The organism is Paenimyroides aestuarii (assembly GCF_024628805.1).
Lineage (GTDB): Bacteria > Bacteroidota > Bacteroidia > Flavobacteriales > Flavobacteriaceae > Flavobacterium > Flavobacterium aestuarii_A.
On record NZ_CP102382.1, the window covers coordinates 1609465 to 1622634 of the forward strand.

13 protein-coding genes are annotated in these 13170 nt (G+C 33.6%); 7 read left to right on the plus strand and 6 right to left on the minus strand.

Annotated elements, in window-relative coordinates; genetic code table 11:
- Positions 1 to 87: 87 nt before the first annotated feature.
- From NPX36_RS07590 to NPX36_RS07600, 3 genes are all read right to left on the minus strand, one after another.
- The gene (locus NPX36_RS07590) at positions 88 to 1242 is read right to left on the minus strand and encodes a 5-(carboxyamino)imidazole ribonucleotide synthase (protein ID WP_257498136.1); all 1155 of its coding nucleotides are present in this window, start codon (positions 1240 to 1242) and stop codon (positions 88 to 90) included.
- A gap of 123 nt (positions 1243 to 1365) precedes the next feature.
- A complete protein-coding gene (locus tag NPX36_RS07595) occupies positions 1366 to 2781 on the minus strand; it encodes a hemolysin family protein (RefSeq protein ID WP_257498137.1) in 1416 nt (471 codons plus the stop codon).
- A gap of 295 nt (positions 2782 to 3076) precedes the next feature.
- A complete protein-coding gene (locus NPX36_RS07600; protein WP_257498138.1) occupies positions 3077 to 3628 on the minus strand; it encodes a hypothetical protein in 552 nt (183 codons plus the stop codon).
- Between the two features lie 114 nt (positions 3629 to 3742).
- On the opposite strand from NPX36_RS07600, the gene hpt reads away from it, so the two are divergent.
- The 4 genes from hpt to NPX36_RS07620 all read left to right on the plus strand — a co-directional run bounded on the left by hpt (position 3743) and on the right by NPX36_RS07620 (position 6755).
- Positions 3743 to 4273 carry a hypoxanthine phosphoribosyltransferase gene (gene hpt, locus NPX36_RS07605; protein ID WP_257498139.1) on the plus strand — a complete coding sequence of 177 codons (531 nt, stop codon included), beginning with the start codon at positions 3743 to 3745 and terminating at the stop codon, positions 4271 to 4273.
- Positions 4274 to 4284: 11 nt separating this feature from the next.
- The gene (locus NPX36_RS07610) at positions 4285 to 4857 is read left to right on the plus strand and encodes an adenylate kinase (protein WP_257498140.1); all 573 of its coding nucleotides are present in this window, start codon (positions 4285 to 4287) and stop codon (positions 4855 to 4857) included.
- 206 nt (positions 4858 to 5063) lie between these two features.
- Positions 5064 to 6062: a GTPase ObgE gene (gene obgE, locus NPX36_RS07615; protein ID WP_257498141.1), complete on the plus strand. Its 999-nt coding sequence runs from the start codon at positions 5064 to 5066 to the stop codon at positions 6060 to 6062.
- 36 nt (positions 6063 to 6098) lie between these two features.
- Positions 6099 to 6755, plus strand: a complete 657-nt coding sequence (locus NPX36_RS07620) for a hypothetical protein (protein ID WP_257498142.1) — start codon at positions 6099 to 6101, stop codon at positions 6753 to 6755.
- A 109-nt stretch (positions 6756 to 6864) separates the two neighbouring features.
- Here the strand turns inward: NPX36_RS07620 and NPX36_RS07625 are convergent, their stop codons facing one another.
- Positions 6865 to 7815, minus strand: coding sequence for a hypothetical protein (locus NPX36_RS07625; protein ID WP_257498143.1), 951 nt, complete (start codon positions 7813 to 7815; stop codon positions 6865 to 6867).
- A 339-nt stretch (positions 7816 to 8154) separates the two neighbouring features.
- Here NPX36_RS07625 and NPX36_RS07630 point away from each other — a divergent pair, with 339 nt between their 5' ends.
- The 3 genes from NPX36_RS07630 to NPX36_RS07640 all read left to right on the plus strand — a co-directional run bounded on the left by NPX36_RS07630 (position 8155) and on the right by NPX36_RS07640 (position 11052).
- Positions 8155 to 8373: a hypothetical protein gene (locus NPX36_RS07630; RefSeq protein ID WP_257498144.1), complete on the plus strand. Its 219-nt coding sequence runs from the start codon at positions 8155 to 8157 to the stop codon at positions 8371 to 8373.
- A gap of 61 nt (positions 8374 to 8434) precedes the next feature.
- Positions 8435 to 10372 (plus strand): tetratricopeptide repeat-containing sensor histidine kinase, encoded by a 1938-nt coding sequence (locus NPX36_RS07635; RefSeq protein WP_257498145.1) that lies wholly within the window; start codon positions 8435 to 8437, stop codon positions 10370 to 10372.
- 11 nt (positions 10373 to 10383) lie between these two features.
- A complete protein-coding gene (locus NPX36_RS07640; RefSeq protein ID WP_257498146.1) occupies positions 10384 to 11052 on the plus strand; it encodes a helix-turn-helix domain-containing protein in 669 nt (222 codons plus the stop codon).
- Positions 11053 to 11293: 241 nt separating this feature from the next.
- Here NPX36_RS07640 and NPX36_RS07645 read toward each other — a convergent pair whose 3' ends face one another.
- A complete protein-coding gene (locus NPX36_RS07645) occupies positions 11294 to 11887 on the minus strand; it encodes a hypothetical protein (protein WP_257498147.1) in 594 nt (197 codons plus the stop codon).
- A 102-nt stretch (positions 11888 to 11989) separates the two neighbouring features.
- Positions 11990 to 13150, minus strand: a complete 1161-nt coding sequence (locus NPX36_RS07650) for a retropepsin-like aspartic protease (protein WP_257498148.1) — start codon at positions 13148 to 13150, stop codon at positions 11990 to 11992.
- Positions 13151 to 13170 lie beyond the last annotated feature (20 nt).

The window sequence follows — 13170 nt, forward strand, 5'->3', positions numbered from 1 at the left end:
TTTGAAATAGCTACAAGGTTTTGGAAACCTTGCAGCAAATTAAAAATATGCTGATTTGTCTTAATACTTAATACAGCCATCTTAATACTACTTCGAAATCACTCGGATAGTTTCTTTCACTTGTTGGGCTACTTTGCGGGCTTCGGCCATGTTTTCGTTGACAATGGTTACGTGTCCCATTTTACGGAACGGACGTGTTTCACGTTTTCCGTAAATATGCGGTGTAACCCCATCAATCGCCATGATTTTTTCGATGTTTTCATAAACAACGTCGCCTGTAAAACCTTCTTCGCCCACTAAATTTACCATGATTCCGGCTACTTTACTGTCGGTATTTCCCAAAGGTAAATCTAAAACAGCACGAATGTGTTGTTCAAATTGCGAAGTATAACTCGCTTCAATGGAATAATGACCTGAATTGTGCGGACGCGGAGCTACTTCGTTTACTAAAATTTCGTCATCGGCCCTTTGAAACATTTCTACTGCCAACAAGCCTACATGGTTGAAACTTTCTGAAACTTTCAAAGCAATTTCACGGGCTTTGTTTGCAACAGTTTCATCGATACGTGCCGGACAAATCACATATTCTACCTGATTGGCTTCTGGGTGAAACTCCATTTCTACCACCGGATAGGTTTTTATTTCGCCCGATGCCGAACGTGCCACAATCACCGCCAATTCGTTTTTAAACGGAATCATGGTTTCGGCAATGCATTCGGTTTCTGGTAAATGTTCCAAATCAATGGCTTGGCGCACCACTTTTACACCATTTCCATCGTAACCACCTTCGGTTGCTTTCCATACAAAAGGAAGTTGTATTACGCCGTTTTCCACATCTATTCTTAATGCGGGTAGTGTTTTGTAACGTTTGTAAGGCGCAGTTGGAATATTGTTTTGAGTATAAAAATCTTTCTGATTGCCTTTGTTTTTAATCAATCGCAAGGTTTTTGGCGACGGATATACTTTTTTGCCTTGGTTTTCTAAGGTTTCTAAAGCTTCTAGATTTACATTTTCAATTTCGATGGTTAAAACATCAACCTGATTTCCTAAATGCATCACGGTATCGTAATCGGTTAGCGAACCTTGAAAAAATTTTGTGGCTCCAAATTGGCAAGGTGCTTCTGTACTTGGATCGACAACATAGGTTTGAATATCAAATTTTCGGGTTTCTGTAAGCATCATTTTGCCTAACTGTCCACCACCTAAAATTCCTAATTTAAAATCCGATGAAAAATAATTCATTGTTGTTTTATTGTTTAATTGTTGAGTTGTTTATTCGTAATCTACAAAGATACTGTTTCCATATTCAAATAAAAGAAGAAAAATTTTAAATAGAAAAGCACCTCAATGAGATGCTTTTTTGTTTTATTCTAATTCGCTGTCATTAACAGGATTTTCTTCCATAAATTCTGGTTTAACGACTAATTGTATTGATTCCACCGAATTGCGGTACATTTTTAAAACAGTTCCTGTGTAGTATTCAAAATCAATATGATCGCCTTCTTGAATGTCTTCTTCCGAAGTGTTGTTTCGGGTTTCCGAGATCAATCCGGCCAATGTGTCGTAATGCTCGCTTTCTTCAAATAAATAAGGAAGGAAACGATTGATGTCTGAAATATTTTCGTGCGAATTCACAATAAAAATACCGTCGGCGATGTTGTTTACAATCGGCTCTTCATTGTCGTATTCGTCTTGAATTTCACCCACCAATTCTTCTAAGATATCTTCTAAAGTTACCAAGCCAGAAAATTCGCCCACCTCGTTTGTTACAATAGCAACCTGCGAATGTTCTAACTGAAATTTCTTTAAAAGGTTTTTAATCAAAGTAGTTTCCGAAACGAAAATGGGTTCCCTTAAGATAGTGGCTATTGTAAAATTTTCTCCATTTTTTGTAAACTCTCTAAACAAATCTTTTGTATAAAGTAAACCTAAAATGTTTTCTTTCGTTTCATCGTAAACCGGATAGCGCGAGTATCCTTCGGAAATACAAAAATCAACCGCTTCTTTAATAGGTGTGTGCACATCTAAACTAGAAACGTTTTTCTTTAAGGTATATACATTTATAACGCGGCGGTCGTCAAAATCGAACACATTTTGAATCAAATCGCGTTCGGTTTGTTCAATAGCACCGCCTTCCTGACTTTCAGAGATGATCATTTTTAGTTCTTCTTCGGTGTGAATATCGCCCCCGTGAACCGGCGTGATACCAATGGCCCTAAGAATTACGTTTGCCAAACCATTCATGGTCCAGATTACGGGTTTAAAAACCGTATAGAAAATACGCAATGGCCAAGAAACAGCAAAAGTTGTTTGTGTGGGATATTGAATAGCCAATGATTTAGGAGCTAATTCTCCGAAAACAATATGCAAAATGGTGATAATGGCAAAAGCAATCGGGAACGAAATATTGTGTGCCACCGCTGCATATTCCGGCCCAGAAAAACCAAGAACATTAAACAATTTTAAAATAAGCGGTGTAAGCGAACTTTCACCAACCCAACCCAAGCCAAGCGATGCTAAGGTGATTCCTAATTGGGTGGCAGCTAAGTATGAATCTAAATGAGTAAGTATTTTTTTTGCTGCGTTTGCAGAAGAAGATTTAATGCCTTTGTAAACTTCGATTTGTGAAGCGCGAACTTTAACAATTGCGAACTCTGCTGCAACGAAAAATCCGTTTAAAAAAACTAAAAATAAAGTTAAAATAAGCTTCCAGACCGATACTTCATCAGATAAACTGTCAGCCATAACCATTGATAAGGTACTCAGGGGTATTGCATCCATATTAAATAAAAAAAACTCTAGTTAAATTTTTTTATTGAGCTTTTAATGTACATACAAAAATATAAAAAAAAGAGTAGGAAAAAGTATTTTTTATTTTTGGTTTGTTTTTTCTTTACTTTTCTTTGTGTGTGCGGTTTTAAAAAAGGTTTGCTAAGATTTTTTGATAGCAAAGTTGCTGTACATGCTGTAAAATTCGTGCTTTTTTGGAGAAAATGGTACATTGCTAGTTGCAAAATAGTGGCACGGAAAGGATTTTTGCTTTCAAAAAAATTTTAAATCAATAGCAGCAAAAATGCTAAATACGCGTTTTTTTCTTCTGCAACAGCTTTAGTATTTTTCTGCCTCTGCTTAAAAAAGAGGGTTCTTGCAACAGCAAATTTTGTTCAATAAGTGCGATTAACTGTTCTTTAACCCAATCTTCTTCATCCACCAAAAAATAAAGAATATGAATGGCATTTACCCTTGTTGCCACGGCTGATGGCAGAATAATCCAATCGAACATGGTGTGGATAATTTGCTTTTTTTGTGCGGTATTATAAAGGTTTTTGTTGTTTTTTAATTGATGAAAAATGGTCCGCGATATACAGCGTTTGTTCGATTCATGGGTTTCGGCTAAAGCCCGTTGCAAATACAAATCCAAAGCTTGATCCAAATAATCAATATGGCGTTCCACCAACATATCCAATGCATGATACAATACAATTTTTTGCTTAGCATCCACACTGTAAATCACGTTCAAAAAAGCAGCAGCAGCAATTTGCTCGTTTAAAATATAATTCATTGCTAACGTTCTACTGTTGGTGCTTAGATTGTGTTGATTAGTTGAAAAATAAGTAATTACATCCATATAAAATTATTAAAAAAAGAAATTTAGTTAAAAATAAAAATATATTTGGCAAATTTGCGAATAAACTTTAATTAAAGTAGTCATATTCGTATATTTGCATCGTTAAAATTAAATATGGAACTTCAAATATTAGATAAAACGTTCGTGCCTTTTATTTCTGCTGCTGAAATTGATAAGGAAATTCAGCGTATTGCTAAAGATTTGCACAACAATTTTCAAAACGAAGTTCCGGTTTTTTTAGTAGTGTTAAACGGTGCATTTATGTTTGCAGCCGATTTATTGAAGCATTACACAACCCCCGCACAAGTTTCGTTTGTTAAAGTGGCTTCTTATCAAGGAACAGAAACCACAGGCAAAGTAAATCAATTACTGGGGCTTGATGTGGATCTTACCAACAAACACGTGGTAATTGTAGAAGACATAGTAGATACAGGCACTACTATTACCGCAATTCAACAAGTAATAAACACACAAAAAGTAAAAAGTATGCAGGTTGCTGCGTTGTTTTTTAAGCCCGAAGCCTACACACAAACGGTGGAAATTAGCCATGTGGGTTTTCGCATTCCCAATAAATTTATTGTGGGATATGGGTTGGATTACAACAAACAAGGCAGAAATTTACCGGAAGTTTATCAAATAAAATAATAGTAAAGAAAATGATTGCAATAGTTTTATTCGGAAAGCCAGGTGCCGGAAAAGGTACACAGGCAGAATTTTTAAAAGATAAATACAACCTTACGCACATATCAACGGGCGATGTTTTTAGATATAACATTAAAAACGAAACCGAATTAGGAAAAAAAGCAAAAGAATTCATGGATCATGGCGAATTGGTTCCCGATTCAATTACTATTGATATGCTAAAGAACGAAGTGAAAAAAAATATGGACAAAGCCGGGTTTTTGTTTGATGGTTTTCCAAGAACCATTGCACAAGCCGAAGCGTTGGATGCTTTTCTACAATCGATTCATTTAGAAGTAACAGCAACTATTGCTTTAGAAGCAAACGATGAAGTGTTGGTGCAACGCATTTTAGAACGCGGAAAAACATCGGGCAGACCAGACGATCAAGACGAAGCAAAGATTCGTACACGTTATGAAGAATACAACGAAAAAACAGCTCCATTGATCGATTATTATAAAAAGCAAAACAAATACCACGCTGTAAACGGTATAGGATCTATCCAAGAAATTACCGAAAGATTAAGCGCCGTAATTGATCAATTTTAATAATAAACAAAATAGTTCTAAATAATCTTATCCTTTTTTGTAATTTAGGGTAAGATTATTTGCATTTAATAACACACAATAAGCTTGTTAAAAGGCGAGAGGATGAGGTAATAAATGCCTTGCGAAATAATGCAGACAGTTGTAAGCAACAGTTTGCGCTAGTTTAAGAATAAAAAATAGGAATTACCTATTAAAAGATTAAAACAATGACAGAAGGAAATTTTGTAGATTACGTAAAGATATATGTAGCATCGGGTAAAGGTGGTAAAGGTTCATCGCATTTGCACCGCGAAAAGTTTATTGAAAAAGGCGGACCCGATGGAGGAGATGGCGGTCGTGGAGGTCACGTAATTATTCGCGGCAATGAAAGTTTATGGACGCTGCATCATTTACGTTTTCAACGACATATAAAAGCCGGACACGGTGGCGATGGCGGAAGCTCTCGAAGCACAGGTGCCGATGGCGAAGACCGTTACATCGATGTTCCGTTGGGAACAGTTGTAAAGGATAAAGAAACCGGAGCGTTTTTGTTTGAAATCACTGAAAACGGCGAAGAAAAAATCTTGGCAAAAGGTGGTAAAGGCGGTTTGGGTAACTGGCACTTTCGCTCATCAACCAATCAAACGCCGCGCTATGCACAACCAGGAATTCCCGGTGAAGAGCTCGATATTATTCTAGAATTAAAAGTGTTGGCAGATGTTGGTTTGGTTGGCTTTCCCAATGCAGGAAAATCTACTTTATTGTCGGTTTTAACATCGGCAAAACCAAAAATTGGCGACTATCCGTTTACAACCTTAAAGCCAAACTTAGGAATTGTGGAATACCGCGATTTTAAATCATTTGTAATTGCCGATATTCCAGGAATTATTGAAGGTGCTGCCGAAGGAAAAGGGTTGGGGCATTATTTTTTGCGACATATTGAGCGAAACTCTACGTTACTGTTTTTAATTCCTGCCGATGCAGACGATATCAAGAAAGAATACGATATTTTATTGGATGAATTAAGAAGATACAACCCCGAAATGCTGGATAAAGACCGTTTAATTGCCATTTCTAAATGCGATATGTTAGACGATGAATTAAAAGCGGAACTGAAAACCCAATTGGATAAAGATTTTAATGGACTTCCATATATTTTTATATCATCGGTTGCGCAACAAGGTTTAACCGAACTGAAAGATAAACTGTGGCAAATGTTGAATTAAAACACCATTGTTTAAGAACTATTTAATTGGGGGCACATGGTAAAAAAAACACTGCTTTTTGTTTTATTTTCTTGTAATATGTTTGCACAAGAGTTTGCTAATAAGCATACAATTACACTTGGACTTATTAATCAAATTGCGCTTATACCAAGATTTGATATAGGGTATTTTCGAGCGCTCAATGAGCAAGTCACAGCAGGTATTACCCTAGGCTATGGAACTTACGAATTGATGACTTATAAGGGAGTGGAAAACACAACGCATTATAAGTTATTTGAAATGCGTCCGGAAATCATGTTGCTTAGAAGAACTGAAAAAAAGTCTCCACATTATTTATCCGCAGAGTTTTTTTATATACACCATACCGACCGTTTTTCTAATGGATATTTTTACAACGGAAGAGAAAAAGTAGTGTTTGATGATGCAAATTATACCCGTAATAAAATGGGATTCAATCTAAATTATGGAATTATTGCTTCGTTTGTGAAAAGTAAAAAATTTGGTATCATTCCAGAAATCGGTATGGGCTTTAAACATCGCCAAATAAATTTTTCCAACATAAAAAACGCAGTGGTGGTTGACAAAGATAGCGATGGATGTTTTCCTATATCAACCGAAAGTTTGTACCATGAAAAAGGAGTGCAAAATAATTTTAATTTCAATATCGATTTACGTTTATTTTATAAGTTTTAAGTAAAATTCGTTTCCAAATTTAATTGTAATATAGTACAAAAACAGCTTTTGCTTTTTGTTTCTATAAATAATAAAGGAGCTATCTGTAAAGATAAGCTCCTTTTTTTGTTTACTTATTTTCGTTTAATACATATTCTTGGATGATATATCGTGAAACAGGTTTCAATGTTTTTCCAGTTTCGGGTTGCAAGCCAGGTTTGTTGTAAAACTCTAAAGTTCCATTTGGGTTTTTAATATACCAAATTTTTGGATTTCCCTTTTTGTCGAAAAATAAAGTCTTCGTATCCACTTTCAATTTCCTGAATTCCTTTATCAATTGATCATCTTTTGGAACCGCTGTTGCCGTAAAACTGTTTACTACTTCCTTACAATCAACTGCTACATATTTTTCCTCTTTCCACACCATACAATCTTTTGCAGTAAGGTTTTTGATATTCATAAATACTGAAATTAAGATCAGAATACTCAAAATTCCGACAATTCCGATTTTTTTAAAGTGATTATTTCTGCGGGATTTTTTTGGGATCTCTTCACTAACCACAGCAATTTTATCAAAAACAACGGGCTCATTTACTGTTTCCGGAGTTTTTTCTTCCACATTTGTTTCCGTTTCATCATTTTCGGGGCTTTCTGGTACTACAACATTATAAGAAGCAGCCGGATTTTCTATAACCTCTTCATTTTCCGATTCCTTTACTTCCGCTATTTTCTTTTGCAGATGGGAAAATTTAGTAAACGGGCGGTTGGGATAATTCAAAAGAACCGCCAAGGCATTTAATCTTTTAATTTCGGTTAAATCGCTTTTATCTTTCAAGAAATTAACAATAGGACGAAATTTATCAATCTCGGCTTTTATCTTATTCACTGCATTTTTTTCATAACTAAAACCTAAGAATTGCTCAAACGTATCACGATCCGATGCATGGGTTGATTTTTCCATTTGATACACAAATAAATCTCGCAAACCGGCAGGAGTAGGGTTTATCAATGCCGTGTTATGTGCTTTTTCTTTTTCAGTTTCGTAATACGCTTTCAGTGCTTTTTTATAGAAATCAGTCATAAGTGAACTATTTTATATCGGAAATTTTCGGAATTCTTCCACATATATCGGAATTATCGGAAACATCGGAATTCCTTGATAATCAAGCGAAAAACACGCCGTTACTTTGCTTCAGAATTAGGATGTGTATGGCTGTGAATGTCACAAAAATACAAAACTAATTGTTACAAAATAAATGCATGGCTTGCAAAATCTTTCTCTGGGGAGTAGCAAAATTTTGTGAGCTGTGCAATAAAACTTCCCAACACAGAGCGCTCTGTTTTTTTTTGAAAGTGTGCCCCATTCATTGGTATGTACCAAAAGGCAACACTATGGTTTAATCTTTTATATGTAATTAAAATGAAAAAAATTAGCTTCATAGCAAGTTTGTTCTTGCTTGGGATTTCAGCAACTGCTTTTGCAAAAAGTAACGAAACAGTTAAAATAGAAAATAAGATATCAATTGCAAAACCTATTGCGCAAGGAATAGAAACGGTTGATCAAAGCGGCGGCGGTAGTAACAGCGGCACGGTACTTATTCCTATAAAACCACCAAAACCACCGGTAATTATTAAATAAGTTGTTGGTGAACTAAATAAAAGTAATAATTTAGGGTGTTCTTATTTCTTTACTAAAAATAATGAAGTTTCAATACCCTATTTTATTGCTTTTTGCATGGTTCTGTTTTTCTTGTCAAAAGAAAGAAATGGTTTTTAATGAGAAAAAAACTGCTGTAAAAACAATTGATTCCCTTTATAATTTATCGTTTTCTGACAATCGTTCTATAAATGATCAAATTCAGTTAACAAATAAAGCAATGTATCTTGCAGAAAAAGAAGCTATTGACTCGTTGCTTTTAAAAGGAATCAGCAACAAAGCCTATCATTTTATGGCGATTTTTCCAGATAGTTCAGATTATTACATCAACCAACTCATTGCAACTTCAAAAGAGAAAAACAATAAAAAATACTTGGCGTATTCCTATACTTTAAAAGGAAATTCTTTTTACAACAATGCGCAATACGATAGTGCGTATTATTATTTTAAAAATGCCAATGTGGTTTATTTTGATTTTAATGACAGTTTATCGCTGGCATACAACCAATTAATGATGGCACGCATTCACTATTTTTACAACGATTATAATACAAGTGAAGAATTGGCTACGCAGGCTTTGGAATATCTAAAGAAAAAAAACAACTCTTATATAATTGAAACATATAATATTTTAGGAAGTATTTATAAGAAATCGGATAAATATGACGAAGCCATTACCTATTACCAAAAAGCAATAGCACTTACAGATAAAAAATCTTTAGAAGAAAGTTATTTAAGAAATAATATTGCTTCATTGTATATAGCTTCACACCAATATGAAAAAGCAAAAAACATACTTTATAATTTATTAGACTCTGAGTTAGTAAATAATGATGAAAATCTAAAATCGGCTGTTTTATTAAATATAGGAAATGCTTTGTTTAGTCAAGATCATAACGATGGTTTACCACAGTTGTCGCAATCTTTACAAATAAGAGAAAAAGCACATTTGGAGCTATTATCGATTGAAAACTATATTGAAATAGCTGATTATTTTGCGTTAAAAGATCCATCTGTTGCCACAAATTATCTAAAAAAAGCATTGGCATTAGCAACCAAGCACAAAAGTATCGACAATAAAATTTTGGCTTTAAAAAGGCTGATTTCTTTAAATAAAAAAAATGCAGAAACATATTCCGAAGAATATATTCGCTTGAATGATAGTATTACTTCAGTGCGAAATCAAGCAAAAAACCAATTTGCTAAAATGCGTTTTGATTATTCAAAAGAATTAGAGCAAAACCAAGTGTTGAAGTCGAGAGCAATTGAAAATCAATTGGTGATACAAAAACAAAAAAACAATCAATTGATATTGTGCAGCATTATTGTTTTTGTGACCATCGCTTTCTATTTTATATATTATTACCTCAGAAACAAACACCAAAAAGAAAAAATTACCGAAAATTACAAAACCGAACAACGCATTGCAGAACGGATTCACGATGAATTGGCAAACGATGTGTATCAAACGCTTTCCTTTGCAGAACACACCAATTTGTCCGATGAAAACAACAAAGAAAAGTTGTTGGATTATTTAGAAGATGTGTACCACCGCACCCGCAATATATCAAAAGAAAACAGCGTAATTCCCACCGAAAAAGAGTATCTGCCTTATTTAAAAAATTTGTTTTTAGAATTTCAAGATACGCAGGTAAAGATTATTACAGCAGGTGTTGAAAATTTTCCTTTTGATGATTTAGATGCTATAAAAAAAATGGTTTTATACAGAATTATTCAAGAATTATTGGTGAATATGAAAAAACACAGTCAGGCAGATTTAGTGGTTTTAAAGTTTTTAAAATCAAATAAATATGCCGAAATACAATATACCGATAACGGCGTTGGCTTGGATAAAAATGAAAAAAAATTAAAAAATGGACTTCAAAATGTGGAAACCCGCATAAAAACCATAAACGGAAGTATTAGTTTTGACCCAGAAATAAAAAAAGGAATCAAAATCATCATTCAATTTCCTTTATAAGAATCAAAAAAATGTTTAAAAAAGTTTTAATAGCAGAAGATATCGACAGCATCAGTTTGGGTGTGGTAACCGCTTTGGAAAACTATTCCGAAATGGAAATTCACCATTCAAAATATTGCGACGATGCGCTGTTAAAAATCAAAAAAGCATTGCAAGACAACCAACCATTCGATTTATTGATTTCCGATTTGTCATTTAAAACCGATCATCAAAAAACCGAATTAAAATCGGGCGAAGAGCTGGTGCAGGCAGCAAAAGAGCTACAACCCGAAATTAAAATCATCATTTATTCGATAGAAGAACGCATGGCAAAAATTAAAAGTATGTTTGATAATAATTTGATAAATGCCTATATTTCTAAAGGTCGAAACAGCACACAAGAACTCAAAAAAGCCTTAGCAAATCTGTATGAAAAAGGCGGTAAATACATACCTGAAAGCTTGCAAAGCAAACTGCTTGAAACATCGGTTTTTGAAATAGAAGCCCAAGACATAGAACTTTTACAACTATTGGCAAAAGGCTATTCGCGCGATGAAATTTCAGAAGTTTTTTACACTAAAAATTATGCATCGGCAAGTTTAAGCAGTGTTGAAAAACGCATCAATCGGCTGAAAATTCATTTTAATTCCCGAAACATCACCCATTTGGTAAGCCAAACCAAAGACATTGGCTTAATATAAGAATGTTTTTAAAATAGTATATTAAAACACTTTGTTGTTGCTTTCTTAGAGTTGTTTGTTTCTAAGAAACATTTAAAAATCCGGCTTTTAACCAAGGTTGGATTTTTTTTTAACTATTTTTTATCAGAATGTGGAAACCCGTAAGGAATTGGTTTTTGGAATGTGTATTTATTTAAATAAAATTGAGTCTCACCTATTGGAGTGATTCAAATAAATACGAACCCTTGAAAGATTTTTTAATCTAATCAAACGTACTTTTAACAGTAAAACCTAACGAAAAAACAAAATTAGAAAAATCTTTTGCGTTAGAAAAGTACCCATCACCATACGCATTTTGATAGCCAACCTTTCCTGTAACGAAAAATTGTATTGATTCTTTTTGATCAATTTCAAGAAACTTTACAGAAACTTCAGCGAAAGGTGTTAATGTATAATAGCTGTCGTTCTTTAAACGGTTAGGTAACTGGATCGATATTCCCGTACCAGTATCAGGGTCATATTGTATCACTTCTTTTGACTGGTTCTTATTACGAAGTACATTCAATAGTAAACCGTTTGAAAGACCAAAACCTAATATAAGTTTATCTGTATTCACAATATCGTATTGCAATGGAATACTGAATGAATAAATATTTATAAGTGTTCGATCAGTATCAAAACCGAAACCATCGTTAAATTTAGGATTCACTGTAGAAAAATGTGCCCCAACAGAAAAAGCATCTGCAAAGAAATAACGTGCTGAAACATCTACACCTACTTTATGAGTAGCAAAATTAGGAATCGCGGATGCTCCAATAGTCACAGCTAAATCATTTTGTTGCGACTGGGTATACATTATCTGGTGAAATAAGACTGAAATAAGAAAAACAATATGTCTCATCAATTTAGTTTGTAAGTTTGAAAATATTAGCTGAGAGATTATGAATGTGTTCAAAGACTATCTATTTTTTTTAGTCAAACTGAAGTTTAGTTGTTCTCTGTTTGATTTAATAGTTACATTGATATTATCTTGCTCTAAGATATTTTGTTTTATACGGCAATAATCTTCATCGCTTAAAATATCTATTGACTCTCCATTGATTTTAATTACCTGATCACCATACTTGATTCCCGAATTTGATTTATCCCACAGAAAGCAAACTGACAACTGATTCTTTTCATTCAGGCAGAAATTCATATCGAAATTTTTCAAAGAATTGAATACCACCGATTCTTTTTGTGAATCCAAGTATAGCTTATTCTCCGAAAAATTAAAGATTGTAGTAACTCCATTAATAAACTTTGAACCTATAATAGGTTTATCTTTTGATATTAAAGTAGGTAGGTTTTTAAAAGATATTCCTTGTAAAGTAAATTCTTCTACATAAATCAAAGCTGTTGTTCTCCTATCTTCTCCATTTATGGTTATATTGATACCTTCTACTGTAATTTTTTTTTGCTTTTTAAACTTGCTACTTTTTATAAAATCATTATTCAACTCTAAATACGAAGTGCTTCCTGTATCTATTAAAACCCACTGTTTTTTATTATCTAAAGAGATTTCTATTAAAGGCAACAGTTTATTATAATATTCGATATCAATTCCAGAACTACTAAAAGCTGGAATGAAAGGTTCTTTTGAAGAAGTGACTTTACCATTAGAAGGTTCTAATTTCCAATTTGCCAACTTTAATAAATTTGCGCCAATAATACCGTCTATTTTTCTACAAGACTGATTTTGAAAAGAAGACAGATCTGCTACTGCGCATACAATTTTTTCAAAATTAAAATCATTAAAACGGATATCTGTCAAGATTAGACTGCTATCCGTTGTTGTACCTGTAGGGTCTTCCAATGAAATTTTATTGTCGCTTCCCTTATTACTTACAAGTTCCTTTGACAAAACAGTAATCATTGCTCCTGTATCATACAAAAACAACCTCTCTTTACCATCAATACTGCCTTTCATAAAAATCCAACCGTCTTCTAAAAAAATACCAGAAATATTAGTACTTTTTACTGTAGCAGACAATTTGCCAGAATAAATCAACTCACTAGCGTTCTGAGCCTTTAATTTTATACAAAAAAACATTAATAATAAAACAAAAAACTTCTTCATAGTAATAAAATTAGAAAAAG

Coding starts and splice junctions, on each gene's coding strand:
- NPX36_RS07590 (WP_257498136.1), bottom strand. CDS start 1,242: ATGAATTATTTTTCATCGGATTTTAAATTAGGAATTTTAGGTGGTGGA.
- NPX36_RS07595 (WP_257498137.1), bottom strand. CDS start 2,781: ATGGATGCAATACCCCTGAGTACCTTATCAATGGTTATGGCTGACAGT.
- NPX36_RS07600 (WP_257498138.1), bottom strand. CDS start 3,628: ATGGATGTAATTACTTATTTTTCAACTAATCAACACAATCTAAGCACC.
- hpt (WP_257498139.1), top strand. CDS start 3,743: ATGGAACTTCAAATATTAGATAAAACGTTCGTGCCTTTTATTTCTGCT.
- NPX36_RS07610 (WP_257498140.1), top strand. CDS start 4,285: ATGATTGCAATAGTTTTATTCGGAAAGCCAGGTGCCGGAAAAGGTACA.
- obgE (WP_257498141.1), top strand. CDS start 5,064: ATGACAGAAGGAAATTTTGTAGATTACGTAAAGATATATGTAGCATCG.
- NPX36_RS07620 (WP_257498142.1), top strand. CDS start 6,099: ATGGTAAAAAAAACACTGCTTTTTGTTTTATTTTCTTGTAATATGTTT.
- NPX36_RS07625 (WP_257498143.1), bottom strand. CDS start 7,815: ATGACTGATTTCTATAAAAAAGCACTGAAAGCGTATTACGAAACTGAA.
- NPX36_RS07630 (WP_257498144.1), top strand. CDS start 8,155: ATGAAAAAAATTAGCTTCATAGCAAGTTTGTTCTTGCTTGGGATTTCA.
- NPX36_RS07635 (WP_257498145.1), top strand. CDS start 8,435: ATGAAGTTTCAATACCCTATTTTATTGCTTTTTGCATGGTTCTGTTTT.
- NPX36_RS07640 (WP_257498146.1), top strand. CDS start 10,384: ATGTTTAAAAAAGTTTTAATAGCAGAAGATATCGACAGCATCAGTTTG.
- NPX36_RS07645 (WP_257498147.1), bottom strand. CDS start 11,887: ATGTATACCCAGTCGCAACAAAATGATTTAGCTGTGACTATTGGAGCA.
- NPX36_RS07650 (WP_257498148.1), bottom strand. CDS start 13,150: ATGAAGAAGTTTTTTGTTTTATTATTAATGTTTTTTTGTATAAAATTA.